Annotated in this window: 22 protein-coding genes and 2 pseudogenes; 7 read left to right on the forward strand and 17 right to left on the reverse strand. The window is 44.0% G+C overall.

The window, feature by feature from the left end; all coding sequences use genetic code 11:
- The first annotated feature begins 570 nt into the window (after positions 1–570).
- Complete coding sequence (locus tag IGI78_RS10615; protein ID WP_430617998.1) at positions 571–1,056, forward strand: hypothetical protein; 486 nt, start codon at positions 571–573, stop codon at positions 1,054–1,056.
- A gap of 65 nt (positions 1,057–1,121) precedes the next feature.
- On the opposite strand, the gene IGI78_RS10620 is transcribed toward IGI78_RS10615, so the two are convergent.
- The 3 genes from IGI78_RS10620 to IGI78_RS10630 form a co-directional block, all read right to left on the reverse strand.
- On the reverse strand, positions 1,122–2,981 hold the full coding sequence (locus tag IGI78_RS10620; protein WP_195264869.1) for a glucosaminidase domain-containing protein: 1,860 nt from the start codon (positions 2,979–2,981) through the stop codon (positions 1,122–1,124).
- 33 nt (positions 2,982–3,014) lie between these two features.
- Positions 3,015–4,460, reverse strand: coding sequence for an NlpC/P60 family protein (locus tag IGI78_RS10625; protein WP_430617999.1), 1,446 nt, complete (start codon positions 4,458–4,460; stop codon positions 3,015–3,017).
- 365 nt (positions 4,461–4,825) lie between these two features.
- Positions 4,826–5,446, reverse strand: a complete 621-nt coding sequence (locus IGI78_RS10630; RefSeq protein ID WP_077454607.1) for a TetR/AcrR family transcriptional regulator — start codon at positions 5,444–5,446, stop codon at positions 4,826–4,828.
- Between the two features lie 110 nt (positions 5,447–5,556).
- On the opposite strand from IGI78_RS10630, the gene IGI78_RS10635 reads away from it, so the two are divergent.
- Positions 5,557–6,159, forward strand: coding sequence for an ECF transporter S component (locus tag IGI78_RS10635; RefSeq protein ID WP_081117009.1), 603 nt, complete (start codon positions 5,557–5,559; stop codon positions 6,157–6,159).
- A 131-nt stretch (positions 6,160–6,290) separates the two neighbouring features.
- Here IGI78_RS10635 and IGI78_RS10640 read toward each other — a convergent pair whose 3' ends face one another.
- From IGI78_RS10640 to IGI78_RS10675, 8 genes are all read right to left on the reverse strand, one after another.
- Positions 6,291–6,650, reverse strand: coding sequence for a DUF1304 domain-containing protein (locus tag IGI78_RS10640; RefSeq protein WP_195264865.1), 360 nt, complete (start codon positions 6,648–6,650; stop codon positions 6,291–6,293).
- 2 nt (positions 6,651–6,652) lie between these two features.
- Entirely contained in the window at positions 6,653–6,940 is a 288-nt protein-coding gene (locus IGI78_RS10645) for a putative quinol monooxygenase (protein WP_081117011.1), read from the reverse strand.
- A gap of 14 nt (positions 6,941–6,954) precedes the next feature.
- Positions 6,955–7,590 carry a nitroreductase family protein gene (locus IGI78_RS10650; RefSeq protein WP_008378805.1) on the reverse strand — a complete coding sequence of 212 codons (636 nt, stop codon included), beginning with the start codon at positions 7,588–7,590 and terminating at the stop codon, positions 6,955–6,957.
- 14 nt (positions 7,591–7,604) lie between these two features.
- Positions 7,605–8,012, reverse strand: a complete 408-nt coding sequence (locus IGI78_RS10655) for a MarR family winged helix-turn-helix transcriptional regulator (protein ID WP_140965033.1) — start codon at positions 8,010–8,012, stop codon at positions 7,605–7,607.
- A gap of 210 nt (positions 8,013–8,222) precedes the next feature.
- Complete coding sequence (locus IGI78_RS10660) at positions 8,223–10,889, reverse strand: cation-translocating P-type ATPase (RefSeq protein ID WP_430618000.1); 2,667 nt, start codon at positions 10,887–10,889, stop codon at positions 8,223–8,225.
- A 764-nt stretch (positions 10,890–11,653) separates the two neighbouring features.
- A complete protein-coding gene (locus tag IGI78_RS10665) occupies positions 11,654–12,571 on the reverse strand; it encodes a cation diffusion facilitator family transporter (protein ID WP_096741399.1) in 918 nt (305 codons plus the stop codon).
- Positions 12,572–12,749: 178 nt separating this feature from the next.
- Positions 12,750–13,889: an LCP family protein gene (locus tag IGI78_RS10670; RefSeq protein WP_081117015.1), complete on the reverse strand. Its 1,140-nt coding sequence runs from the start codon at positions 13,887–13,889 to the stop codon at positions 12,750–12,752.
- A gap of 194 nt (positions 13,890–14,083) precedes the next feature.
- Complete coding sequence (locus IGI78_RS10675; RefSeq protein ID WP_077452691.1) at positions 14,084–14,548, reverse strand: VOC family protein; 465 nt, start codon at positions 14,546–14,548, stop codon at positions 14,084–14,086.
- Between the two features lie 77 nt (positions 14,549–14,625).
- On the opposite strand from IGI78_RS10675, the gene IGI78_RS10680 reads away from it, so the two are divergent.
- From IGI78_RS10680 to IGI78_RS10700, 5 genes and pseudogenes are all read left to right on the forward strand, one after another.
- Positions 14,626–15,558 (forward strand): helix-turn-helix transcriptional regulator, encoded by a 933-nt coding sequence (locus IGI78_RS10680; RefSeq protein ID WP_195264860.1) that lies wholly within the window; start codon positions 14,626–14,628, stop codon positions 15,556–15,558.
- Positions 15,559–15,632: 74 nt separating this feature from the next.
- Positions 15,633–15,992 (forward strand): hypothetical protein, encoded by a 360-nt coding sequence (locus tag IGI78_RS10685; RefSeq protein ID WP_195264858.1) that lies wholly within the window; start codon positions 15,633–15,635, stop codon positions 15,990–15,992.
- Between the two features lie 150 nt (positions 15,993–16,142).
- Positions 16,143–16,682: pseudogene (locus tag IGI78_RS10690) on the forward strand (GNAT family N-acetyltransferase).
- A 15-nt stretch (positions 16,683–16,697) separates the two neighbouring features.
- Positions 16,698–18,428, forward strand: coding sequence for an ABC transporter ATP-binding protein (locus tag IGI78_RS10695; protein ID WP_077452695.1), 1,731 nt, complete (start codon positions 16,698–16,700; stop codon positions 18,426–18,428).
- Positions 18,425–20,179: an ABC transporter ATP-binding protein gene (locus IGI78_RS10700; protein WP_430618001.1), complete on the forward strand. Its 1,755-nt coding sequence runs from the start codon at positions 18,425–18,427 to the stop codon at positions 20,177–20,179. The genes IGI78_RS10695 and IGI78_RS10700 overlap by 4 nt, the downstream gene beginning before the upstream one ends.
- Positions 20,180–20,248: 69 nt before the next feature.
- On the opposite strand, the gene IGI78_RS10705 is transcribed toward IGI78_RS10700, so the two are convergent.
- The 6 genes and pseudogenes from IGI78_RS10705 to IGI78_RS10730 form a co-directional block, all read right to left on the reverse strand.
- Positions 20,249–20,521, reverse strand: coding sequence for a GNAT family N-acetyltransferase (locus tag IGI78_RS10705; protein ID WP_140965038.1), 273 nt, complete (start codon positions 20,519–20,521; stop codon positions 20,249–20,251).
- Positions 20,509–20,787, reverse strand: coding sequence for a (4Fe-4S)-binding protein (locus IGI78_RS10710; protein WP_008378829.1), 279 nt, complete (start codon positions 20,785–20,787; stop codon positions 20,509–20,511). The genes IGI78_RS10705 and IGI78_RS10710 overlap by 13 nt, the downstream gene beginning before the upstream one ends.
- A gap of 190 nt (positions 20,788–20,977) precedes the next feature.
- Positions 20,978–23,170, reverse strand: a complete 2,193-nt coding sequence (locus tag IGI78_RS10715; protein ID WP_195264854.1) for an alpha-galactosidase — start codon at positions 23,168–23,170, stop codon at positions 20,978–20,980.
- Positions 23,171–23,210: 40 nt separating this feature from the next.
- A pseudogene (locus tag IGI78_RS10720) lies at positions 23,211–24,026 on the reverse strand (carbohydrate ABC transporter permease); the annotation flags it as partial.
- A 2-nt stretch (positions 24,027–24,028) separates the two neighbouring features.
- Positions 24,029–24,904: a carbohydrate ABC transporter permease gene (locus IGI78_RS10725; protein ID WP_005225588.1), complete on the reverse strand. Its 876-nt coding sequence runs from the start codon at positions 24,902–24,904 to the stop codon at positions 24,029–24,031.
- 61 nt (positions 24,905–24,965) lie between these two features.
- Positions 24,966–26,255 carry an ABC transporter substrate-binding protein gene (locus IGI78_RS10730; RefSeq protein ID WP_195264852.1) on the reverse strand — a complete coding sequence of 430 codons (1,290 nt, stop codon included), beginning with the start codon at positions 26,253–26,255 and terminating at the stop codon, positions 24,966–24,968.
- Positions 26,256–26,307: the final 52 nt, after the last annotated feature.

Below are 26,307 nucleotides of genomic sequence, written 5' to 3' on the forward strand. Positions count from 1 at the left end.
GTTGATTTCTCGGGGAAATCTTATTTTGCTTTCGCTTGAAATTCCCCATATAAAGTAGTTTTTATGATAAGAACCATAAAGCATATATTTTGCATCAATAAAGAAAAAGAATACGATCAATTTTTAGATGCATTCCATGCAATTTTCAACTTCACCATTTTTTTTATGCTTCCTTTCTTATACTAAGCATATCAAAACTACTCTCATATTTATAATCAACTTTTGCATCCATCTAGGAAAAAAGTGAAAACAAGCCTTTATAATCTTTTATTTTTGACTTTGTTTTATTATTTTCATCATCAAGAAAAATAAATTTCACCTTATTCATGCAATAACTGAGAATATTTTATTGCGTTATTTTCTTTCCTATTATACGATTAACTAAATAATGTTGGTTATTTGAAAGCACATACGAAGGGAAAAGTGAGAATAATGAAAAAAAGTGTTGTTTTAAGTTTGTTGGGGTTTACACTTCTTTTTGCAGGATGTACACAAAAAAAAGAAAACTCGGCGGGAGAAAGTTCGCAAAGTGCAAGCACTTCAAGTATCGCCATGACATCTTCCACAGAAATGAATCAAGAATCAACGGCCTCATCTAGCGAATCTGCTTTACCGAGTTCTGAACAAACCATCACAGGGGTCAGTGGCACAAACTACAAGATTGCGTTACCTAGCAATTGGCAAGAAGTACCAGATTTCACTTCATTGAATCCTGACAATGATTTTATGTTGTCAGATGCATTAGAAACGAAGTACTTAGCTGCTGTTGTCGAATCAAAGCAAGATTTCGCCGATTTAGAAACTTATCTCGGGTTGGTTCAAGAAAATTTGGCAACGAGCTTTGATACGACTGCCACCTTTTTACCAATTCCTGACACCAAAGCCTATTTCGTTGATTTCCCAGCAACCGTTGAAGGACTAAATATCCACTATATTTATTATGTCCTTGAAACAGAAAATAATTATGTGCAGTTATATGGTTGGACATTGGAAAGTTTGTATGACTCCTCAAAAGAGGAACTGACAGCGATCATGAATAGTTTCAAAGAAGAATAAGTAAAAAACATCTGTAAACCACTTTTGCGTCCAATCGCAAAAATGATTACAGATGTTTTTCTTTTTTATCTACTTACTACTAGTCGCTGCCCTACCACAATCAATGAACCAGAAAGATTGTTCCACTGCATCAACTGATTCACTGTTACACCGTACCGTTGCGAGATTCCCCACAAGGTATCTCCCGAACGCACCGTATGAGTGGTGCTACTCGAAGAGGTGCTATTCTCTCGAACATAGGCGGCACTTACCCACCCACGACCTTCAATTCGATACCAGATATTGTTGCCGTTGACACTCGTCCCGGTCTTTTGGGCAACGGCTCGAAAAGAAGCGTTGCTTGATAACGAACCGACAATGTTGGCACTAGTAGAAGCGTCTGAACGGATGTTTAAGGTCGCCGTTGTTCGAAACTCTTTATTGATGCTTTGCTCGGTATTGTTACTTCCTGAGCTTACTTCGCTGACATAGGCGGCACTTACCCACCCACGGCCTTGGATCCGATACCAGACATTGTTGCCATTCACACTGGTTCCGGTCTTTTGAGCGACAGCTCGAAAGGTCGTATTATTCGCCAACGAGCCGACAACTGAGGCGCTAGTTGATGCATCTGAACGGATATTTAAAGCCGCCGTTGTTCGAAATTCTTTATTGATACTTTGTTCGGTATTGTTGTTATTCCCATTATTGTTATTACCATTCCCACCCGTATTTGATGAGATCTCTGTCACATGAGCGGCACTTACCCATCCACGACCTTGAATCCGATACCAGGTCGTATTACCGTTGACACTGGTTCCGCTTTTTTGGGCAACTGCTTGGAACGTCGCATTGGCAGCCAGTGAACCAACGATCGAGGCACTGGTGGAAGCGTCTGAACGGATATTTAGCGCTGCATTTGTCCTGAATTGCTTATTGATGGCTTGTTCAGAATTGTTATTATTGTTGTTATTATTCGAACCGCCACCGCTTGAGGTATCGTATTGGGTCAAATTGTAGGTTTCGATCAAGTTATTCAGCTTACTTGCATAAGACGTGTCGGTTGCATAACGTCCTTGCAGCCACTGTGTCGCATCACGATAAGAACTGGTATTAGACTTCCATGCCCCATGATAGAAGAAAACACCTGGCGAAAATGAGGTGGTTTTCAAAACGTGGGCATTGTCTTGAAAGGATTCTTTTAGCGAGGGATATTTACGAAACTTAGCAATAATCGGATAAAGATTGCCATTCCCGTCATCTTCCATCGTTTGCATCTCTACAAATTGTCCATTGTAAGATCCCTTGATGCCAAACATATTATTCGCAAGAGTGGTCAGTGTGGACTGGCCCCAACCGGACTCTAAGATTGCTTGGGCAATCATGACCGAAGCATACAGATCATTTGCTCCCGCCACTTCTTGTGCCATCGGCCCTACTTGCTGAATAAAGGCTTGTTGATTGGTAGAACGTGCCATTGGATTGTTGTAGTTCGGCATCACTTTCGTTTCAATGGCAATCCGCTCTTCTTCTGAAAGAACCGGGATGTCGCTCCCTATTTCTGTCTCTTCTTGTTCGGAAGCCGTGTCATCTGCCGGTACCCTTTCAGGTATATCTTCGCTTTCTGGCACTCCCACAACGTCAACATTTGAGGAATCGGAATTGTCTTGTGTTCCCGATTCATCATTCGTTGCGTTGTCTTCTACAACGATCACTGAATCTTGTGTTGAGGTATCTTGTGTTGAGTGATCTTGCGATGAGTCAGCTGTTTCAACGACCCGAACGCCATTTTGCGCTTCTGTTGACTCAAGCGTATCAGCTAAGACACTCACTGGCAAAATATTCACCGTGCTAACAAGTGCAGCCGTTGTGGCTGCACTTTTGCGGTAAAACACTCCTCTTTTTTGTTTCATCGCTCGTCTGCGAATCAATTTTCTTTCTTCCATTTGTCTCTCCTTAAAACCACATCCAGTTAAACCTTACATTCTCACTGCAAAACTAGGTGTAAAGTAAGCAGTGCTACCAACAGAAACGTTTTGTCCTGGTCGTGGTGCGTGAATATATTGACCACCGCCTAATGCAATGGCTACGTGATACGTACTTCCTGATGAACCCCAGAATAAAAGATCTCCTGGTTGCGCTTGGCTGACTGGAATCACTGTACCGGCTGTTTCTTGTGGTACCGTCCAACCGCCAATATCTCTACCTGTTACTTGTAAAAAGACATAGCGAGTAAATCCAGAACAGTCAAAGCTGTCAGGTCCTTTGGCACCCCAAACATATGGTTTTCCGATATGTTTATAGGCTTCGGCAACGATCGCGGCACCATTTGTTGAAGCTGGTGCGGAAGGCGCTGGTGTCGGCGCAGGCGCTGGTGTCACTGGCGTCGGTGCAGGAGTTACAGGTGCACTATCCGCTGGCGTCTCCGGTGCTGCAGGTGTTGTTGGTGTTTCTGGTTCTTGAATTTCTGGTGTATCTACTGGTGTTTCCTCTGGAGCCTCTGGTGTTTCAACCGACTCAGATCCTTGCGTTTCCTCTGGTTGTGTTTCTACTGGTGCTTCTGGATCTTCCACTGGTTCCTGGCTTTCTGCTCCTATTTCAAGTTCCGTTGAATCCGCCTGAGCAGCTGCTTCATTCAAGGCTGCTTCTTCCGCAGCCGCTTGTTCTGCTTGCTGTTGCGCCGCTTGTTCCGCTTGGGCTTGTAAAGCAGCAACGCGATCTGCTTCTTCACGAATTCTTGCTTGCTCCGCTTCATAAGCTTCTTTTTCCGCACGCAGCTGTTCTTTTTCTTCTTCTTTTGTTGCTTCTTCGTAGGCTAGGTTACTGACTAGCACATTCAATTCTGCTTGAGTGGCTTCCAAGACACCTTTTTGCGCTTCTAGATGACTCTGTGCTGCTTGCAATTCTGCGACTTTTTCTTGTGATTCTGCGCACTTTTCTTCAACGGCTTTTTGGTCAGCTTTTTGCTGTTCGATCACTTCATTATTCGCTCGGATGATCGTCGTCATGGCATGCACCCGACCGACTAGGTCACTGACAGACTCCGCTTCTAATACCGCTGTTAAAAAATGATCACCTTTGCCATTGATTTGTGTTTCTCTGGCTTGCTTTTCAATGTTTTCTGAGCGTTTGGCAATGCGCTCTTCTAACTGACTGATTTCCTGATCCAATCCTTCGATCGCTTGCAACAAATCACTTTGCTGCGCTAAAATGGTCGCTGCTTCTTGATTCAGTGAATCAATTTCCTCAGACAATCCGTCAATTTCCCCTTGTACGCTCTGGCGCTGCTGTCTCAACTGATCAATCTCGTTATTTTTTTGTTCAATCAATTGGTCATGATTCGTTGCAAAAACGGTCATAGGGCCGCCGAACGATGACAAGACAATGCCACACATACATACTGTTGCAAAGATTTTCTTCTTCATCTGATCCTCCAAATTCAATTTAAAAACTTTTTTTTCATTTATTTGACCATTTTCATTTTAACATAGTTCATCTATAAACCCAATCCGTAAGCGATTTACATTTTAGTTACACAAATATCAGATGTTTTTTTATTGATTGTTCCCCAGTAAAAAAAGTCGTTAAAGTTGAGTCAATCCCTATCTATCAACTCTTCAAGAAAACTTCATAGAAAATCTTCTTTTTCTTAAGAAAAATAAATCATGTTTTAGATTTCACTTTTATTACATTAATTTTTTGCAAAATATGCTTGATTTACAAAATCTTATTCATAAGAAAAAGCTCTTTCCTAGTGTTTTCTAGAAAAGAGCGCGTTTTTTTGTCTGTGCTAGTTGCGATATGGCAGTAATTGCCGCATCACGGCGATTTGGTCGTCAATGGTCTGTTCTGTGATGTGACCGGTCAGAGCCAAAATCCCCAATCCTTCGATCACGAACATATAGTTTTCGGCAATCACTGCCAAGTTTTCATCTTTTAACACACCTTGCTGAACGCCGACTTGAAAGATCTCATGGATCGTCCGTTTCGTATCAGAAAGTTGTGCTTGCTGCAGTGAACTGGAGGCTTCAGTTTTATGCGTATAGTAATACTCGTAGACGGCTCGCAGCATACCGTCAGAAATGCTGTGGAGTAGACGCTTGCGATGGTCGGAAAAATATTTGTTTAAAATTGTTTCAAAGGGCACTTGCTCCATAATCATCTCTCGTACATCATCAAATTTTCGTTTGGAACGCTGCTCTAACACTGCCAAAAAAATCTCATCCACCGAACGAAAGTACAAATAAATGCCACCGCGACTAATGCCGCACTCTTCGATAATGTCCTTCATGGTCGCATCGATCAAGCCTTTCTTACTAAAGACGACTTTGGCACTTTCAAGAATCAAATCACGCTTTTGTTGTTTTTTCTTTTCAGCTGTAGTCAATTCGCTCTGCTGCTTCTTCGCCATTTTTTTGGCTCCTTTCATCACATTATGAATGACACGAGTGTCATTTTGTTGTATAATCAACCTAACTTAAAAATGACACGAGTGTCATTATAAAAAAAGGAGTTTTTACAATGAATACAAAAAGCAAAACCTATCGCCTTGTCATTCGTGCCATTTTGACAGCTATTATTATTTTACAGACGATGGTACCTTTCCTTGGATTTATTCCGATCGGTATCACTAGTTTAACGATCATCCATATCACGGTGATCGTCGCTGCCATCGTTTTAGGGACAAAAGACGGGATGTTCATTGGCTTAGTCTGGGGTATTTTTACCATGATCCGCGCCTTTACCTCTCCAACAACGCCCTTAGACATTGCGGTTTTCACCAATCCAATCATCTCGGTGATTCCCCGTGTGTTGGTTGGCTTAGTGGCTGGTCTCTTATTTACGATCATTTACAAGAAGACCAAAAAAGTCGTCGCTGCGTCGATTGTTGCAGCAATCTTTGGGACCATCACCAATACGGTTCTGGTCTTAACCTTAATGGGAACCTTGTATACTAGCTTAGTTGCTAATACCTATGGTGTCGATGCTTCGGCTTTGTTCGTGACCCTCGGCGGAATCGCTGTAACAAATGGAATCTCTGAGGTGATCACAGCTGCGGTCTTAACCCCAATTCTAGTAAAAGCCTTATTTGCGGCAACCAGTTTACGTCCAGAAAATCGTTAGTCCCTTCTCTTATCCTATCATTTTTTTCACGTTCTGAGTACTCTTTGCCCCAACATTAAAAGAACCCCGAACATAGAAAGCTTCTATTCTATAGAATAGCTTTCTATATTCGGGGTTTCTTGTATTATTGGTTAAAAAAAGGTGGACAGCAAGGCAAGGATCGCTAGACCGCCTTGGGTCAAAATAATTTTCTTGTCGCTAGTCAGACTGCCATATGCAGCCACTAAGATAATGTAGATCAACAGCAAACGACTGATTTCCAAAGGCGCTGAAGCAAAGGTGATGCTATACAGTAACCCCAAACCGATTAGTCCGTTGTAAACCCCTTGATTTTTGAATAAGGTCCCCACGATCGGTCGCTCAAGTTCTGTCTTCGTCACGTTGAAGACCCGCGCTGTTGCTTTGGACGTAGTGGCAAATGTTTCTAAATAGAGAATATAGAAAAACTCTAAGGCAACCAGTACAATCAAAACCGTCGATAAAATCGTCATCTTTATTCTCCTTGATGAGCGACAACGATCTCGCTCGGTTTGGCTGCAAAGTCAGGCATTTGTTGGAATAATTGCTGCAGCAGCGGGTTTTGATTGTGGGCGGTGATCGCTTCTTGATTCGCCCATTTTTCGACCATGACAAACCGATTGTTCTCTTCCAATGATTCATAGAGATGATAGCCGTGGCAGCCATCCTCAGTTCTCGCCGATGCTAATAATGGGGTAACAGCGGCTAAAAAATCTGCTCGCTTTTCTTCTTTGATGTAAAACGTTGCATTGATGATTTCCATCGTTTTTCCTCCTCTTATAGGAATGTCGTAATTTGTTCTGCGTCCAACCGAACGGATTCATAGCCTAATTCTTTGGCTTTTCCGACTGAAAGGATCATGACAGGAACATAACGCTCTTTGTCTAAGCCAAAAGCTTCTGCTAATTGATCCGCTTCAAAGCCACCGATTGGGTTGGTTTCATAGCCATGCGCCCGCGCAACTAACATAAATTGCATCGCTGCTAAACTAGCGTCGATCTTCACCACATCATTCATTTGTTCTTTTGTAAGATTTTCGTAATGAGGAATGATCGCTGCTAATTGTTGGTCACGAACCTCCGCTGGCATTTTGCCTTCTGCTACTGCTTTGTTATAAATTTCTTCTCCAAGTTCATGACAAAGCATATCGCCAAAAATCAAGACCATTGCAGAAGAGGTATCATTTTGTCGGACGTTGAAACGAATCAATGGTTTCAATTTTGCTTTTTGCTCATCGCTTTCCACAACGACAAAACGCCAAGGCTGCATATTGACTGAGGAAGGTGCTGTCGTTGACTCTTGAATCATAGTCAACATTTCTTCATGGGGGATTTTGTAGGTTTCATCATAGACACGGACCGATTTTCGGCCAAAAGTAATCTCTGAAAAATTGTTGTTGCTGTATTCTGTCATGGGTTTGCCTTCTTTCATGGAACTAATTTCATAAGTAATGTTAGAAGCTGGGCTTCTTCTTCTTCGGTCAAATTGATGCCTAACGACTCCTCAGAGCTGGCATGCTTTGAAGCACAACTAGCCAAATCGGCTTGTGCTTTCGGTGTCAAAGAAACAAAAATCTCGCGGTTATTGTCTTTGTTTCGTTCGCGTGTCACCAATTGTTTTTCTTCGAGAATCTTCAAATGCCGCGTGACCGCTGCACTATCGATCTTCAATTCATTCTGTACTTGATTTTGGGTACAGCGTCCTTGCTCATTCAAAAACTGCAGCAACTGATAACGGGTCAGACTAAAGCCGGTCTCTTTTTCAAAGATCGCCGTTAATTCTTGGTTCACGATTTTCATCCGATACAGCAGTCCGCTTAGCTCACGTAAATTCATTGCATCAACCGCTCCTTTCATCGTTGACTAGTCAACTGTTGACTAGTCAAGTATAAATCATTTTCTTTTGCTTGTAAAGAGTAAGCAAAAAAAGACCCGCAGTTAGGCGAACTTCATCAAGGATCGAATCAGAAATCCTTTGATGAAGGTGCACCATGAGGCTGCGGGTCTTCGTTACTCCAGTATTGAGTCAATACTGGAGAATTTATTTTATTTTAATTGGAAGAGTTTCTTCAAGCCCATGACGATCAATGTGGAGATCGCTGCAGCAGCGAAGATGATCCCCCACGTGCCGGCTTGAATTGGCATCGTGTCTAATAGCTCATTCATAAACGGTACATAGACCGCTGAAAGCTGCAAGCCGACGGAAAGGAGCAATGCTCCCATCAGTGGTTTGTTTTTCAAGAGGGTTTTGTCTAAACCAAAGCCGCTGCTCTTACGAACGTTGAAAATATGCATCAATTGCGCCACTGCCATAAAGGTAAAGGTCGCTGTTTGTGCATAAAGCAACTCGTGATCCGTCAGCATCAGGAAGTTGAAGAAGCAAAACGCCACCAAACCAATTACAACACCACTTAAAATGATGCGTCCTAGGAAGCGCTTGTTGACGAGGCCATCAGCTTTCGACCGTGGCTGACGCTTCATAATGTCGTCTTCAGCTGGTTCAAAGGCTAATGCCATGGCTGGAGCAATATCGATAACTAGATTCAAGAAAAGGATATGCAGCGGTTGAATTGGCATTGGCATCAAGAAGATGACACTTAAAAAGATCGTCACGATCTCAACCATATTACATGAGAACAGGAAGGAGACGTATTTTTTGATGTTGTCAAAAATGATGCGTCCTTCTTTGATGGCATCGACGATCGTTCCAAAACGGTCATCCGTCAAAATCATATCGGAAGATTCTTTGGCTACTTCTGTGCCGCGGATCCCCATGGCGATCCCGATGTCAGCGCCGTTGAGTGCCGGCGCATCGTTAACGCCATCGCCAGTCATAGAAACGATATCGCCTTCTTCACGCAAGGCTTCCACAAGCTGTAATTTATTTTTTGGTGAGACTCGCGCAAAGACAGCGACTTCTTCGATTTTTTCGTTAAAGCCTTCCTGTCCTGCCAATTCATCGATCTCACGACCCGTCATAGTTTTTTCATGGTCTTTTAAGCCAATTTCTTTGGCGATCATGGAGGCTGTCTTCGGATGGTCTCCAGTGATCATTTTCACTCGGATCCCCGCTTCTTGGGCGACCTTCACTGCTTCTTTGACATCTGTTCGTGGCGGATCGACGATGCCCGCAAAGCCTTGGATCTTAATTTGCCGCAATGCTGCTTTCAGCTCTGCTTCGTCCGTTCCACCTTGATAATCCTTGATGCAACCGACAGCGATCACCCGCTGCCCATGACTGGCTAACGTGTCATTGTATTCATGGAGCTGTTCCTTTTCTTTGGCATCAGCATCGGCTAAATCAATCAAGACATCTGGTGCCCCTTTGATGATCAATGTCCGTTGCTTTCCTTCATACACGGTCACCATGTATTTGTTGTCGGAATCAAAGGGCATTTCTGCGATTTTCTTCAGCCCGCTGTCCTGCTCTTTTTGGCGATCGATGCCGATTTTTTGACCTAAAACGACGAACGCCCCATCTGTTGGATCACCGAGGATCTCGTATTGCCCGTCGTTTTCACGTAAAGTGGCGGTGGTACATAAAGCACCGTTTTCGATCATCCCTTGCAGCGCATCATGATTGGTTGCATCGATCTCGGTTTCATCCTCCGAGTCTGCCTTGTAGAATTTTCCGTTGGGTTCATACCCATTTCCTGTCACTTTGAACATTTCCCCAGAACCTAAAATGATCTCGGCGACCGTCATTTGGTTTTCTGTCAGCGTCCCCGTTTTGTCACTGGCAATGATACTGGTGGCGCCAAGAGTCTCGACGGCTGATAACGATTTGACAAGGGCTTTGTGCTCGGCCATCGTTCGCATCCCACGAGACAATGTGATCGTCGAAACGGCTGGCATGGCTTCAGGAATGGCTGCGACCGCTAAAATAATCGAAATATGGATCATTTCGACAAATGGCTGATTCGTCAGTACCCCAGCGATCAGAACTGCCACTGCCGCAAAGAGCGCTGCAATAATGATTGCTTTTCCAAGCTTATCCAATTCGATATCTAATGGTGTTTGACGTTTTTTGTCACCGGTCAGCATGTCACTGATTTTTCCGACCTCGGTCTTCATGCCGGTTTCTGTCACTACGGCATAGGCATTTCCCCGAGTTGCCGCAGTTCCTGCGAAAACGACATTGCGACGATCGCCTAATGGAACATCTTCTTCGTAGGTTTCTCGAGCATCTTTTTCCACAGCTTCTGACTCACCGGTCAACGCTGATTCGATGCAGGCAAAGTTGCTCGTTTCAAGTAAGCGGGCATCTGCGGCAATAGCATCCCCTTCTTCCAAAACGAGAATATCGCCTGGTACGATTTTTGCCGACTCAATCTCCATTACTTCTCCATCACGAATCACTTTTGCGGTAGTGTAAATCATGCTTTGAAGTGAATCAATTGATTTTTGTGCTCGTAATTCTGTAATGAAGCCTGTCATTACAGCAATCACCACGGCAATCAATACTGCAATTCCTTCAACCGTTTCCCCCATCGCAAAAGAGAGTAACGCAGCTGCTAGCAAGAGATAAACAATCAAGTTGTTCAAGTTATGCCACAGCAATTCCCATACAGAAAGGGATTCTTGTTGCTGGATCGTGTTTTCTCCGTATTTTTCTAAGCGTTTGTCGGCTTCTTTCCCGCTTAGGCCTTGCTTGCGGTCACTTTCAAAATGTTTCAAGGTCTCTTCAGTCTTTTGCTGGTAAAATTTTTCCATCAAATTCCTCCTTTTAATTGTAAACTTCTTGCCGAGGGTTTTCACGTTTCTGAAGGGATAAATCGGTACAGATACCTTGCACAGTCATTTTTTTGATTTGAATCGGTCCAGGCAATTGCTGAATGAAGGGAAGATAACCAATAAGAAAAGCAAGCGCAGGTTGACTGGCTGAGGGAAAAGGTATGTGTGATGAGCATCGATCGTTTTGCGAGCAATGAAATCGCATCTTTTAATCGTCGCAAGTGATCTTTCTATGTACGTACTTTGTGAAAAAACCATCCGGCCTACTTCTAACCTATCATGGATGAAGATGTTCGCAAAGGATTTTGCTTCACAAGTGGTGAAAAAAAACAGACGTGACCAAATGGGTAATACAACTATTGCTGTAGATTTTTGGTCATTTCAGCATTGCAAAAAGGCACTTGTTACGGCATTTTCTTGAGAAACTGAGCGTTAGCTATGTTGTGATTTACATTGTTACAACTATGCCATAAAAATAACTCAAAAAATGAGCGCTCACTATTCTTACTTAATTTTAACAAAAAACAACAAATTTTTAAACAAAATTCTTTCTTTTTGCTATAAAAAACGAAAAAACAAGACTCCCTTTTGTTTGACGATCTAGATTCTGGTTATCCTCAAAGCTTGAAGCAAAAATAGATCATCGAACTGCGGCAGCCATCCACGAGGTCGGCAATACTAAAAAAAATTCCTCGAAATGGTGAGAAATCAGCAACCGGCGAAATGCTTTTCAGTCTGCTAGTTTAAGAAGCAACTTCTTCGCTTTCGATATAACAATAGACCCTTAGTTCAGGCAAAGCCTGTTTGATCTGCTGTTCAATAGTATCGATAAACGAACTTGGTTCTTCATCCGGCGCTAGTTTCAAGCTAAGGTCGGCGACGATCAAAAGTTCTTCTGGACTTAGATGAAGGGTTCGCAAATCTTTGATTTGAATGATTGCAGGATCGGCTAAAATTTGTTTGATCGCCATTAAATCCGAAGTGGATGCCCCTTCGCCAATCAAGAGGCTATAAAATTCTTTGGCTAAGAAGACAGCGGCAGCAATCAACAACAGTCCACCTAAAATGCCTCCGAGGGAATCAAATATCGGATTGTTCGTCAAAGCGGTCAATAAGATTCCTGCGATGGCGATCGTTACACTCCCTAAGGCAAACAGATTTTCCGTAAAGCCTAAAAGTAAATCAGAATCCCGACTTTCTTTCAAAAAACGGACGAGGGGTTGTTTTTGTTTGTTTTGTTCTTTGACTTCTTGCCAGCCTTCTTGAACCGCAGTCACTTCAATAAACAAACTGACGAATAAGATTGCTGCTACTAGCTGAATCTGCTCCACCTCATGGGTTGGATCCAGCAAATCACGGCTAGCTTCGACAACGGCTAAGATGCCTCCGCCTAAAAAAACCGTCATGGCAACCACGGTACTAAAAAAATAGGTCGCTCGTCCTTCACCAAACTGATGCAGCTCACTGCGCCCTCGCTGTGCTCGGTTTTCACCGATGGCAAGAAGCCCTTGATTGATGCAATCGATCATACTGTGGATACTTTCGTTCATCAAGACTGCACTGCCGCTAAGGAAATACCCAATGGCTTTCATGATCAAGCCTAAGACATGGGTCAACAAGACGATTCTTCGGGCTTTTTGTTCTTGTTGTTTTTCCATCATGGTTCCTCCTCCGATGTCGGACTCGCTGCAACAAGCTGTCTCTTTTCTCAAGCATAGCACTGCGCTTCTTAGATGAAAACGAAAGTGACTTGAGAGGCTGCCCCTGTTTCCAATCGATTGTTAGACGGACTGAGGGTATTAAAAAAAGTCAGGATTGCTCCTGACTTTTTGTTCTTGTTTAGTAGCCGGTTCCGTCATCAACGACTTCCGAGCCGTATCCGTCACCAGTTCCTGCACCTGTTTCGGTTCCAGTTTCGTTTCCAACACCGGTTTGTGTTTCTGTATTGGCATCTACTTGTGAATCTGCTGGTGCTTGACCTAAGGCTTTCAGCATATCGTTACGAATTTCGTTGTAAGAATAATCTTGAATATATACGATCGATTGTCCATCATAAGATTCCCCATCATACCATTCAAAGGTATGTTTTTGAATATCGAACCCAGACAACATATTACCAGCTAAAGATACTAAGTCTTCAAACTTGAAGTTTGTATTGACGTCTTCACTGACTGAGTCTAAAATTTCTTGGTACTTGGTAACATTATTGATTTTCAAAGCTTGATGGATCGCTGCTTCAATGACTTCTTGCTGACGGTTCCCTCGGTCCACATCAGTGTCCATTTTCCGGATGCGGGCAAAAATCAAGGCTTGCTCACCGTTCAACAATTGACGACCTTCTGGAATCAATGTTTCCCCGGTGTTATCTGAAGTATATTTCTTGTTGATGTCGTAAGGCACATCAACAGTGATTCCGCCAATCGCATCAATGATTTTCTCAAAACTCGTAAAGTTGATGTTTACGTAATAATCAATTGGCAATTGCAGGTAGTTTTGGACTGTTTCAATCGTTGCGTCTTCTTCGCCAATTGTGAATGCACTATTGATCTTGGCTGTAGTAGCAATTGTCCCAGTTCCTGTTCCATCATAAATGTTGGTCCAAATGTCTCTTGGGAGACTGACCATATCGATTTTCTTATTTTCGCCATCGTACACCATGTAAATCAAACTGTCGGTACGAGCACTGTCCAAATGTTCTGTCTTTTCACGTTCCGCGTCATTATCAACACCCATTAACAAGATCCCAAACTTTGAATTCACGTCAGAAGCTTTCAATGAGTTGTCCTCTTTGCTCTTATTGGAACTGATCACAGCGGATTCTTTAAACATTTTATCCACTGAATTCTTTGCTGCATAATACGTATAGCCGGCAAATAATACGATGCCTGCAATGGCGAAAAGAAAGATTCCTCCAATAATCACGCGCTTATTGCGTGCTTTGTGGGCTCTTTGCTGTTTATATCTCGTCTTTCTATCCATAGTGCCTCCTTCATTTCTCCTGAATTGCTCTCCCCGATTGTACCAGAATTTTTACGATCCGCCTATTTTTTTAAGAAGTTTTATTCTTTTTCTGTGAAGTCCTTTAAACATTCCTAAAAAATAATTCTGACAATGAAAGAAAGTTGGATAAATAGTCAACTTCTATGGATATTTTATTAAAAAACGAGTTTTTCTCATTCGCCTTTTTTGGACGGATCAACTTCTTTCTCGACAGTAAGCTGAATAATTACACCAAAAGGATCCCGAACACTAGCATAAAAAAACGCAAATGGATTGTCACTAGGTGCTTGGATCATCTGACTGCCATTTTCCATTAGTCGTTGATAAAGCTTCTGGGCTATTTTGGTGTCGTCTATCGTCAAACTCAAGGATAAGTGATTCCCTAGCTGAATCGCCTCTCCTTCAACTAATGGATTGTCTGCCAGCTGCAACTGGAAATCTCCGATCTGTAGGATGGAGTGAGAAAGATACTGTTCTTGTCCCGCAAGAATCTCCAGTGTTGGATCAAGTCTCTCACGATACTCTTGGTTGGTGATGGCAAATAAGAGGGTTGCGTCTAGTGTTTCTTGATAAAACTGAATGGCTTCTTGGGCTTTGCCGTCTAACGTTAAAAACAAAGCGATTTTTGGTTCGATCATTTGTTGGTTCCTCCTTTTCTTGTTACCATAAGTGTAACTGTGAATCTTGCCAAAACTTGGCACCATTGGAGAAAGAAATGAAAAAATCAGAACGTTTAACCCAAGAACTATTGTATTTACAAGGAAAAGCCACTTTTCATCTAGCCGATTTAATGGAAACCTTCGCGATCTCAAAACGTACAGCCGTCCGTGATGTCCAGTCGTTGGAAGAGCTGGGTTTGCCTCTCGTAGTAGAAGTCGGTCGATATGGCGGCTATCAGATTCTGAAAAATCAACTGACCCCGTTGTACTTTGACAAAAATGAACGGTATACCCTTTTCTTTGCTTTACAGCTCTTGCAAAAATTATCCGATTCTCCTTTTGATCGAAGTTATCAAGGATTACGGCGAAAACTGTTGCAGTCTTTTTACCAAGGAGACACCGAGTGGCTAGAAAAAATGGAGACGGCGGTTTCGTTTCAAGGGGTGCCTCAATTGACGAGTGCACCGATCCTCTCAGCGCTTTTTTCAGCGATCGTACAAGAACAAGTCATCCACTTTAGCTATCAGCGGTATCAAAAAACGAGCAAGACTGTTCAGCCTTATCAGCTAGATTTTCGTGCTGGTTACTGGTACTGTTTGGCCTACGACTATCAAAAACAGGCCTTTCGTCGCTATCGCTGCGATGCAATGCAAGGACTTGCTCCGGCTGAAAAAACAGGCTATACCTTGCAACAGTTAGCTGAAAAACAGCTGCAGCAACAAGTGTTGACACAAACACTGGGCTATCACATCCGCTTTGATCTATCGGCAAAGGAACGCTTGTGGCAAGAAAAATATCCTGATATGGCAGTGGTGGAACGTCCTAGTGAGCTTTGCTTAGAAGGACACATTGCCGGAAATGAGCTTAGTTTTCTGGCTGATTTTCTCTTGCAATTTGGGCCAACCATCAAAGAAATCGAACCATTAGCCCTCAAACAGGCGTATACTGAAAAAGTTCGGCAGATGCTGCAGCCATTTGCAACTGACTGACCTCTTTCCTAGATTGGTTGCTGAGTGCTTGCCTACACCGAAACTGATTCTAACTAATAAGGAGTTTTCTACCCATGTTTCTTTTAAATAAAAAAACCTTCCAAGCGTTAGCAGCCCCCTATATGACAGAAGGAGCTGTAATCGGCTATGCAAAATGGCAGTCCTTCAATGCCATCACCAGCCGTAGCCTGCTCGTCTTAGATGATCAGCAATTGACGATTTTGGCATTGAATCTTTTCTCGACAAAAGTCCTGCAGCACAAAATCGTGCCGCTTGCTGAGCTAAAAAAACAGCACAAAGATCCTGTTGTAGGGATGCTCGTCCCGATTCGCTTTACTTATAGAGGGGAAACCTACCGTTTTCAAATGCAGCGAGTGATTTTGCCCTTGGGCGATTGGCAAAAAACCTTTCTTGCCCGCTGGCAGGCGTGGTAAATAGGCAGCAACTGGCAAGGTTCGTTTTCCTAGAAAAAGACTTTTCAAGTGATTTACATTTTTTTTGCAAGAAAATGAATAGATTTTTCAGGGGATGTTTTCGGCTATTTCGTTCTATGGTAAGATGTCCCTAAAGAATTGGAGGCTGTTATGGGTTTTATTGCAAGTGAACGTTTACTGCTCCGTCCGTTTCAAGAAAGTGATTTTGCCGATACCTTTGCTATTTATCAGCAAGCGGAAGTCTGCCGTTTCTTACTCCATGAGCCTTGGCAGACAGAAACAGCAGCTGCGGCTTTTGCCAAAAAATGCCAACAGCACGCCTTGACGGACCAAGCAGGTCTTTCTTTGGCAGTACTACACGACCAAACGGTCATCGGCGATTTGTCGGTGTGGTCTACTGGTCAGCCGTCTTCCGTTGAAATTGGCTATGCCTTCCATCCGTCATTTGGCGGACAAGGGTTTGCTCAAGAAGCCTTGAAAAAATTGTTGGACTGGTTGTTCGCCAGTCAGAAGATCCATCGGGTCCAAGCGACGCTAGACGCCCGCAATCAGTCCTCAGCTAAGCTTTGCTAACGCATTGGATTGCGCCAAGAAGCACATTTTATCCAAGACTGGTGGAACAAGGGGGAATGGACCGATAGTTTGGTTTTTGCCTGTTTAGCCAGTGAATATCCTGCTCATCCGAAATAATTTAGGAGGTTTTTTATGATAAGCTTGTTACGCTATGCCAAGGATTATCGCAAACAGATTATTCTTGGTCCGTTTTTCAAATTTTTAGAAGCGGTGTTTGAATTGGTCCTGCCTTTGCAGATGGCCGCTTTAGTCGATGAGGGGCTACGGCAAAACAATTGGTCGAAGGTCGTTGAAATGACGATCTGGATGATCGTGATGTCCGTGGTAGGCATGATCTGTGCCGTCATCTGTCAGTATTATGCTTCCGTCGCTTCTCAAGGATTCGGGACAGAATTACGCAATCGCTTGATGAAAAAAATCAACACCCTTTCCCATAGCGAACTGAACTTATTCGGTACTGATACGTTGATTACTCGAATGACCAACGACATCAATCAGATGCAGATTGCTTTGGCGATGCTGATTCGGCTGGTGGTCCGGGCGCCCTTCTTAAGTATCGGTTCCGTGATTATGGCCTTTGTCATTGATTGGCAAGCTGGCTTGATTTTCCTACTCGTCTTACCGCTCTTTTGTATCGTCTTATTCTGGATCATCGCCAAAACCGTGCCATTATATAAGAAAGTTCAAGTCCATTTAGATGAGTTGAATGAGTTAGTGAGTCAAAATTTAAGCGGGATTCGGGTGATTCGAGCCTTTGCCCGCACAAAAACGGAAACAAAACGCTTTGATAAAGCAACTGATGATTTAAGTGATGTCTATTTACGGGTCACAAATCTGTCCGCTTTATTGACGCCTGCCACCACCTTGATCATGAATGTCGGCATTATCGCGTTGTTTTATATCGGTGGATTCAAAGTCAATATTGGCAATTTGCAGCAAGGACAAGTGCTGGCACTGGTCAATTACATGAATCAAATGCTCTTAGCGTTGATCGTAGTTTCCAACTTAGTGATCATCTTTACCCGTGCAGCAGCATCAGGTTCACGGATCAACGAAGTGTTAGCCACTGAGCCGTCGATCGGCGATGAACTTTCAGAAGTCTTTATGGATCAGCCAAAAAACAACGTCGGAGCGATTCGCTTTGAACATGTGGATTTCCGCTTTTCAAAAGAATACGGGTTAGCTTTGAAAAACATTGATTTCCAAGTCGCACCGGGGTCTATTTTAGGTATCACTGGACCAACCGGTAGTGGGAAATCTGCCTTGACCCAATTGATTCCCCGCTTCTATGATGTAGCAGATGGCAAAGTGATCGTTGACGGGCACGATGTGCGGAAATGGCCTTTACAGCAATTACGCCAAAAAATCGCCATGGTGCCTCAAACCGCCGTGCTGTTTACGGGAACGATTCGAGAAAACTTGCAATGGGGCAAAAAAGATGCCACCGATGAAGAGTGCTGGCGCGCTTTAGAGATCGCTCAAAGCCGTGACTTCGTTGAAGCCTTGCCGCAGCAACTGGATACCCCGATTTTTGAAGGTGGCAAGAACTTTTCTGGGGGACAAAAACAACGGTTAACAATTGCCCGAGCATTGATCGCTAAACCAGATATCTTGATTTTGGATGATTCTCTAAGCGCCCTTGACTATCAAACCGATCTTGATTTGCGGATGGCTTTAAAAGAAAGCATTCGTGGTACGGTCATCATTATCTCTCAACGGGTTCGCTCCATTCAAGATGCGCAGCAGATCTTAGTCTTAGACCAAGGGAATTTGGTAGGCAAAGGTACCCATGAAGAGCTGTTGGCATCTTCAAAAGAATACCAAGAAATCGTGGCATCACAGGCAGAGGAGGAAGAAGCATGAAAAAGAAATCATTCGATTGGTCGGCCTTTCGTCGCTACCTCCCTTATTTGACTGCCTACGCGAAGGAAACTTGGGCAGCAGTTGTCCTCGGGATCGCTGCTGGTGTCTCCTCGGTTTATATGACGTATCAGATCGGTCAAGCCGTCGATCAGCTGATAGGCGCCGATCAAGTGCAATTCAGCTCCCTCTATCGTATTTTGCTTTTGTTTGCCGGAGTGGTTTTAGTGACTGTGGTCAGTCAATGGTTGATCCAGCGACTAGGCAACCGCGTGGCGTATTTATCCGTCGCCGACTTACGAAAGAAAGGTTTTGCCCATCTCAATACATTGCCGTTGCGCTATTATGACCAAAACTCCCACGGCAACATCGTCAGTCGTTTTACCAACGACATGGATAATATTTCCATTGCCGTCGCTGCAGTCTTTAACCAGTTGTTCTCTGGTATTTCGGTCGTCTTGATCGCCTTAGTTGTCATGTTGCAAATGAGTGTGCCCTTAACGTTGGTCGTATTGGTTTCGACCCCGATCATCTTTTTGGTCAACTGGATCGTGGCACGAACGTCTCAATCGCATTTTGCTCGCCAACAAGAAATCGTCGGCGAAATTTCTGGCTTTGTTACGGAAATGATCGGCAATCAAAAAATCGTCAAAGCCTTTGATCGAGAAACCATCAACCAAAATCGCTTTGAAACGATCAACCAAGAATTGAATGTCCGGGGGCAAAAGGCACAGTTTTCTTCTTCTTTGACCAATCCCCTTTCACGATTCGTCGATCACTTGGCGTATCTGTCAGTCGGCTTTGTCGGCGGTCTGCTTTACTTTTCTGGTTCGGGTGCCGTCACGGTTGGGGTGATCTCCAGCTTTACGATCTACTCCAGTCAGTTTTCGAAACCATTCATTGAATTGTCGGGAATTACCACCCAGATCCAAACGGCGTTGGCTGGACTTTCAAGAACCTTTGAGCTGTTGGATCAAGAGCCAGAAACAGCCGATGACCAAGAATCTCAATCACTGGGTGAGATCAAAGGTGAGATTGCCTTTGAGGAGGTGTCTTTTGCTTATGATCCTGGTCAAAAATTGATTGAAGATTTCACTTTTACCGCAAAACCTGGAGAAACCGCCGCAATCGTCGGAAAAACCGGTGCCGGTAAATCGACGTTGGTCAATTTATTGATGCGTTTCTATGATGTCGATAAAGGGGCAATCAAGATCGATGGCACTGATATTCGTCAGTTGAAACGAGAAGAATTACGGCAAAGCTTCGGAATGGTCTTGCAGGATACGTGGCTCTTTGATGCCTCTTTACGAGAAAACCTGCAATACGGCAATGACACTGCCACAGATGAAGAAATCTACGATGCCTTAAAGCATGCCTATATGTATGAGTATGTGATGCGCTTACCAGAAACACTAGATACACCGATCGGTCATCAAGGGATCAAGATCTCTGACGGGCAACGGCAGCTCTTGACGATCGCCCGCACGATGATCAGCAACCCACCCATGCTGATTTTGGATGAAGCAACCAGTTCGGTTGATACTCTGACTGAGAAAAAAATTCAAGATGCTTTCTTGAAAATGATGGAAGGCAAAACCAGCTTTGTGATCGCCCATCGGTTATCAACGATTCGAGCAGCAGACAAGATCCTTGTAATGGATGCCGGTCAAATCGTGGAGCAAGGAACCCATGAAGAATTACTGGCAGAACAAGGCTATTACTATCGCCTGTACCATGCTCAATTCCAACATTGATCATCCATACAACAACCCCCACCAGCTCAAAGAAAGACTCTTGAGTTGGCGGGGGTTGTTTTGGTTGATTTATTGGTTCCAAACATCGGCATATTCTGGTTTGCGTTCAAATTCTTTTTTGGCAAAGGGACACAAAGGAATGATTTTCTTTTGTTCTTTGCGGGCTTTTTCCACCCCTTTTGCCACTAATTTTTCTGCCAATCCTTGCCCCCGATAGGCAGGATCGACAAAGGTATGATCAATGATCATACGCGTTTCGCCCGCTTCCGACCAGGTCATTTCACCGATTTCTTTGTCACCGTCTTTTAACACAAATCGAGCATTTTCTTCTAAGATTTCCATGATTGTTCCTCCTTTAACACATACTTTAATGCACCGCTGGGGCAAGTGTGGATCACTTGTGCCGCTTGGGCTGCTTCCCCATTATCAGGAATCACCCAGGGACGTCGTCCAACTTCAAAAATGGCGGGATTGCCCCGCACACAATTACCGCTGTGGGTGCAGATCTCTTTGTTGTAATAAATATCGATCGCTTCGCCACGATACTTCCGATATCCTGCAGCGATCAACCCTTCTTCTGTTTCATTTGCTAGTGGCTGTTCGTCCATGTTGAACACCCTCCTCTTACTGATTGTCAGAAGCAAACTGCCTGCCTCCTCCTTCATCATACGACTTCTCGAGAAAAAAATAAATCATTTGTTCTAAAATAACCTCTCAGTTGCCGATCATTAATTAAAAGCTTGCGTTAACACAATAAAGCGCCCCGTCAAAACTTGCTACTTTGACAGGACGCTTTTTTTATTCGTGAGGCGCTTTTGCAACAAAATGAAACCGCTGCGTGGCATAATCCCCGGCTAAATGAGGATCGATATACAACCCGAGCTGCATCAATTCATCGCCACCGAAGCTCTCTCCCCCACTTTGATAGATGAGGTCAGGATCAAGACCAGTCAGCTTTAAAGTAACCAGTGGTGCAGAGGCTTCAGCTAAGACTCGGAAGTAAAAGACGATCGCCTCTTTTTTATCTGGAGAAACATACAGCCAGGCGGCGTCATTGCCTTCATAAGGGCTGAGTAGACGAACAAAGCGGCCCAACTGCAGCAGGCGCCGATGTTTTTTATAAAAAGTGATTTGTTCTTTGATCTGCGCTTTTTCTTCTGCTGTCAGCTGTGTCAAATCAAGCTCATAGCCAAGCAAGCCGGACATCGCAGAATTGCCGCGAATCGCTAGATCCGTTGCCCGTTGGGTCTGATGGTTCGGGATCGCCGAGACATGCGCCCCCATGGTGGATGGCGGATAGACCAGACTGGTTCCGTATTGGATCTTCAGGCGGGCGATGGCGTCGGTGTTGTCGCTGGTCCAAATCTGCGGCATATAATACAAAAAGCCAGCATCAAAGCGCCCACCGCCACCAGAACAGCCTTCAAACAGGATCGTTGGATAGGCAGTGGTCAGTTTCTCGAGGAACTCATACAAGCCCAGCAGATAGCGATGCGCGACCTCCCCTTGCTGGGCAGGATCGAGGAGCAAGGAATAGACATCCGACAGACTGCGGTTCATGTCCCATTTGATATAGTCGATGGCGACCGTATCAAACAGTTGGGTTAACTGCTGATAGAGATGGTCTCTGACATCTTGTCGAGAAAAGTCCAACACATACTGACTGCGGCTTAGCGCCGGCTTGCGATTTGGTACTTGTAACAGCCAATCAGGGTGTTGTCGGTTTAGCTCACTGTCACCCGAAACCATTTCTGGTTCCAGCCAAAGCCCGAATTGCAGCCCTTTGTCATGGACTTTTTGGGCAAATCCTGCCAAGCCAGAAGCTAGCTTGCCTTCGTTTTCAAACCAATCGCCTAATGAGGTTTGGTCATCTTCTCGCTGACCAAACCAGCCGTCATCCAAAACAAACAATTCGATTCCCAGCTCCTTGGCTTCATCAACGAGGGCATCTAGCTTTTCTTCATTGAAATCAAAGTACGTTGCTTCCCAGTTATTGATTAGGATCGGCCGTTCTTGCTTTTTGTATTTGCCCCGAATCAAATGCTCGTCATAAAAATCATGATAGGTGGCTGACAGCTGATTCAAGCCAGCCTCACTATAAGCGATCACGGCTTCTGGGGCTTGAAAGCTTTCAGTTGGCGGCAATTGCCAGGCAAATTGATGGCTGTTGATCCCCAGGATTACACGAGTCTGGTGGTAAGGATCTTTTTCGATGATGGTTTCATGGTTGCCACTATACAGCAAGCTAAAACCAAAACACTCCCCAGCAAACTCCGTAGCATTAGGTTCCAGCAAGACGGCAAAAGGATTTTGCTGATGGCTGCTGGACCCCCGCTTGCTGTCCAAACGCTTGATGCCGCGATTGATTGGTTCTCGGGTGACTTGGCGTTCCTTCGCCCACGCCCCCGGCAAGTGGATCAAATCAAAGGGCCGGTTAGGAAAATCCAGCGCTTGACTCGCTAGCTGTTCGATGGTAACAGGCTGGTTTCCGTGGTTGATCACTTTACTAGAGCGGACGATCACTGCCGCATCCTCAAAAATCGTGTAAAACAGCTGCAGTTCGAGTCCCGCCACATCATCTTTTAAGGACAGAATCAGTGTTTCGATCCCGTCGTCGGCACCATGTGTCTGAGGCAATCCTGCTAGGGCGGGTTTGCCTTGTTGAATCTGGTAATCACTAAAGACAAAATGGCTGACTCGGCTACCGTTAGACTGGCGAATCCTATAAGCTGCTTCTCGAAAATCTCCGAAGCCGTTGCCAGGAAATTCCATCATCAAGGTGTCTAATGAGAAAAGCCGGTCGCTGCTGTCTGGGGGATTGGGCGAAAAGGACCGATCAAGACGTGGATAACGATAGCCGCCAGAATAATGAGCGATTTTTTTTCCAAAATAAAGGTGTGCCACATTGCCCCCTTCTTCTATTTGTATGAGATAGCTGATTTGATCGTTGCTTAAATGAAAGACGTTTAATTGTTTGTCAAAAAGAATCATATCGTACCCTCTACTTTATAATTGTTCGCTGATACTCCGTTTATTTCACGGATCCCAGCATACCTTGGACAAATTGTTTTTGTAAAACGAAGAAAATGATGGCCGTTGGCAGTGTGGCGATCACAATGCCGCACATCATCATGCCATAATCAGGTGTATAAGAAGCACCCATAGCCGAAAGAACCAGTGGAACGGTCCGTTTGTCTGGTGATTGCAAGGCAACTAATGGCCACAAATAATTGTTCCAGCTGCCCATAAACGTAATGATCGCGGCAGCTGCATAAGTATTTTTAGCCGTCGGCATGTAGACTCTAAAGAAAATACTCAGTTCATTCAAGCCATCGATCCGAGCAGCTTCGACTAATTCTCTAGGGAATGCCTTGATGTTTTGGCGGAAAAAGAAAATCAAAAAGGCGGTACAGACCGAGGGCAAAATCACGACAGCGAAGGTATTGATCCCGATTGGTGTGCCGCTAAGCTTGCTGAACATCCGATATAACGGGATCATTAGAGCGGCAAAAGGTACCATCATCGACAGCAATAGAATATTAAAGATACGGTCTTTGGTTTTCGTCCGATAGATCTCAAAGCCATACCCTGCCATGGAGGAGAACAACAGTGCAAAGAAGGTCGTAATCACGGCAATCACCGCTGAGTTTCCTAATGCCCGAGTAAAATTCAAATCGGAAGAAAAAAGATTTTGGAAGTTGATGACCAACTGATCCCCAATCATGATTTTCCCGGCAACGATATCAAAGGTTTGATTGGTCATCCCTAGGATCATCCAAACAAATGGAAAAATGGAGATGAAAGCCAAAATCGCAAGAAAGACGTATTTTAAAGTGAGTGAGATTGTTTTCAATTTTCTTTTCCTCCTATTTTCGTTTGGATGATCGATAGGATCACGATCGCGATCACAATGACAAAGGAAACCGCGGCAGCATACCCAAAGTTTGGCGTGAATTTGTAACTTAAATTGTAGATGTATTGTGACAAGGTCGTCGTAGCATTGGCTGGTCCACCGCCAGTGATATTTTGAACTTCATCGAATAATTGCAGCGTACCGATCGTTGAAGTGATCGTGGTAAATAGGATGATTGGACGCAAGTTGGGAATCGTGATTTTGAAGAATTGATCCCATTTTGAAGCGCCATCGATCTCTGCCGCTTCATAAATACTTGGATCGATATTTTGCATGCCTGAGATGAAAAAGATCATATTGTAGCCGGTCCAACGCCAGGTGATGGCAAAAATAATCAGTACTTTTGCCCAAAAAGGATCCGTCAACCACTGGATCGGTGCATCGATCAGGTGTAGCTGCGTCAAAAAGTTATTGACTAACCCGTTTGCCGAAAAGAGACTTTTCATGATCAAGGAATAAGAAACCAAGGATGTGATACATGGTAAGAACAAGGCGGTGCGGAACAGCCCTTTAAACTTCAATTTTTTGTCATTCAATATGTTCGATACGATCAGCGCCAAAAAGAGCATGATCGGAACTTGGACTAATAAGTATAAAAACGTATTGCCAAAGGCTTTTTTAAAGGTTGAGTCGCTCAACATCCGCTGATAGTTGCCAAGACCGTTAAAGGTCATCGCTGTTGGTGGTCCTGATTGGAATGACGTGAACAATGCCGAGACCATCGGGATAAAGACCAGCATCGTGATCAAAATGACGGGTAAGGTAATAAAGGCATTGCCGTTTGCAAACCAATTTTTTGTTTTGTTTTTCATTGTAATTCCCCCTTAACACAGAAACTCGCGATCGCTCACGAGTTTCTGCAAAGTTGTTCGATTAGTTTGCAATTTGTGCTTCCACTTGTGATTGTGCTTCTTCTAATACTTTATCGATGTCTTCGCCGTTGATTACACGTTGCAAGCTTTCAGTCAAGACAGATTCAATGGCATAGGTGTGATTGCCGTAGTTCACGGCTGGAATTTCTTGTGACCATTGAGAGAAATCTTGGAAGACTTTTTGACCGCCATAGAAATCAAGACCCGACGTATATTCTTCCGTTTCTTCTGCAGCATTCATGGTTGAAACCAAACCGATCTCGGTAGCTAATGTACCCATCAATTCTTTGTTCGAAGCAAAGGTATTGGCTAAAAAGTCTTTGGCATTTTCTTCACCGTCAACCCCTTTGATCACGTACCAGCCTGCTCCACCGATGCTGGAGGCATTGACTGAATTGCTGTTGCCAGCGATAGACGGGATTGGAGCGATCGCCCATTTGCCACTTTGATCTTCAGCGCCTTGAATCGTGCTGGAATACCACGCACCGGTTGGGGCAGAGGCGACATTGCCTGATTGAACGGCATTGACCCCGCCATCCCAATCAGAAACTTGTTCAACTAAGCCTTCATTCAACAATGTTGCCAAGACAGTTAGACCGGCTTTGAAGGATTCATTGTCTTTGATGGTCACAGTGGAGCCATCTTCACCGGTATACCATTCGCCTGCCGATTGCATAATGATTCGTGCCAAGCCAAGATCGCTTGGGTCTAACGACATCATAGCGTGACCCGTTTTTTCTTTGACATCTTTGGCAATGCTGATAAAATCATCCCAGGTAATATCTTTGAGATCCGCTTGCTCATAGCCTGCATCGGTCAAATAATCTGTGCGGTAAAATAGTCCTGCGACGCCACTGTCAAATGGCACCCCATAAATGACATCGTCGACTTTATTGACCGCAAATTTATAGCTGGAGAAATCCTCCTCATTCACGATATCCGTTAGATCACTAAACGCATCTGGATAAGAAGAAAGGTATCCTTGAATGCGGTAGTCTTCGATCAAAACGATATTTGGTAGTCCGTCCGTATTTCCAGATGCCAGACTCGTATTTAATTTTTGGACGATATCATCTTGCGACATCGTCACGACTTCCACATCGACATCTTGATTTTCATACACTTTTTTGGCTTCATTGACTGCCTTGATGTTGAAGGTCTCATCCCATGCCCAGACCGTGACTTTGTTTGAGGACTCGCCGGAATCACCAGAGCTTGTGTTGCTGTTTCCGCAAGCCGCCAAAGTCAGCACTGCAGCCGCCGTTACCATCGATGCAAGTAGTTTTTTCATTTTTATCCCTCTTTCCTTTTATTTACATGGCTAACTATACACTGATTTTGTA

The sequence above is a fragment of the Enterococcus sp. DIV1767 genome, assembly GCF_050542585.1.
GTDB classification, from domain to species: Bacteria; Bacillota; Bacilli; order Lactobacillales; family Enterococcaceae; genus Enterococcus_D; species Enterococcus_D innesii.

Excerpts from the sequence above, each read along its gene's own strand:
- IGI78_RS10715 (WP_195264854.1), bottom strand. The coding sequence starts at position 23,170 with ATGATTCTTTTTGACAAACAATTAAACGTCTTTCATTTAAGCAACGAT.
- IGI78_RS10630 (WP_077454607.1), bottom strand. The coding sequence starts at position 5,446 with ATGGCGAAGAAGCAGCAGAGCGAATTGACTACAGCTGAAAAGAAAAAA.
- IGI78_RS10725 (WP_005225588.1), bottom strand. The coding sequence starts at position 24,904 with ATGAAAAACAAAACAAAAAATTGGTTTGCAAACGGCAATGCCTTTATT.
- IGI78_RS10655 (WP_140965033.1), bottom strand. The coding sequence starts at position 8,012 with ATGAATTTACGTGAGCTAAGCGGACTGCTGTATCGGATGAAAATCGTG.
- IGI78_RS10615 (WP_430617998.1), top strand. The coding sequence starts at position 571 with ATGAATCAAGAATCAACGGCCTCATCTAGCGAATCTGCTTTACCGAGT.
- IGI78_RS10645 (WP_081117011.1), bottom strand. The coding sequence starts at position 6,940 with ATGGAAATCATCAATGCAACGTTTTACATCAAAGAAGAAAAGCGAGCA.
- IGI78_RS10650 (WP_008378805.1), bottom strand. The coding sequence starts at position 7,590 with ATGACAGAATACAGCAACAACAATTTTTCAGAGATTACTTTTGGCCGA.
- IGI78_RS10705 (WP_140965038.1), bottom strand. The coding sequence starts at position 20,521 with ATGGAAATCTTAGAAGAAAATGCTCGATTTGTGTTAAAAGACGGTGAC.
- IGI78_RS10635 (WP_081117009.1), top strand. The coding sequence starts at position 5,557 with ATGAATACAAAAAGCAAAACCTATCGCCTTGTCATTCGTGCCATTTTG.
- IGI78_RS10620 (WP_195264869.1), bottom strand. The coding sequence starts at position 2,981 with ATGGAAGAAAGAAAATTGATTCGCAGACGAGCGATGAAACAAAAAAGA.
- IGI78_RS10730 (WP_195264852.1), bottom strand. The coding sequence starts at position 26,255 with ATGAAAAAACTACTTGCATCGATGGTAACGGCGGCTGCAGTGCTGACT.
- IGI78_RS10665 (WP_096741399.1), bottom strand. The coding sequence starts at position 12,571 with ATGATGGAAAAACAACAAGAACAAAAAGCCCGAAGAATCGTCTTGTTG.
- IGI78_RS10695 (WP_077452695.1), top strand. The coding sequence starts at position 16,698 with ATGATAAGCTTGTTACGCTATGCCAAGGATTATCGCAAACAGATTATT.
- IGI78_RS10680 (WP_195264860.1), top strand. The coding sequence starts at position 14,626 with ATGAAAAAATCAGAACGTTTAACCCAAGAACTATTGTATTTACAAGGA.
- IGI78_RS10700 (WP_430618001.1), top strand. The coding sequence starts at position 18,425 with ATGAAAAAGAAATCATTCGATTGGTCGGCCTTTCGTCGCTACCTCCCT.
- IGI78_RS10670 (WP_081117015.1), bottom strand. The coding sequence starts at position 13,889 with ATGGATAGAAAGACGAGATATAAACAGCAAAGAGCCCACAAAGCACGC.
- IGI78_RS10675 (WP_077452691.1), bottom strand. The coding sequence starts at position 14,548 with ATGATCGAACCAAAAATCGCTTTGTTTTTAACGTTAGACGGCAAAGCC.
- IGI78_RS10625 (WP_430617999.1), bottom strand. The coding sequence starts at position 4,460 with ATGAAGAAGAAAATCTTTGCAACAGTATGTATGTGTGGCATTGTCTTG.
- IGI78_RS10640 (WP_195264865.1), bottom strand. The coding sequence starts at position 6,650 with ATGACGATTTTATCGACGGTTTTGATTGTACTGGTTGCCTTAGAGTTT.
- IGI78_RS10660 (WP_430618000.1), bottom strand. The coding sequence starts at position 10,889 with ATGGAAAAATTTTACCAGCAAAAGACTGAAGAGACCTTGAAACATTTT.
- IGI78_RS10710 (WP_008378829.1), bottom strand. The coding sequence starts at position 20,787 with ATGGACGAACAGCCACTAGCAAATGAAACAGAAGAAGGGTTGATCGCT.
- IGI78_RS10685 (WP_195264858.1), top strand. The coding sequence starts at position 15,633 with ATGTTTCTTTTAAATAAAAAAACCTTCCAAGCGTTAGCAGCCCCCTAT.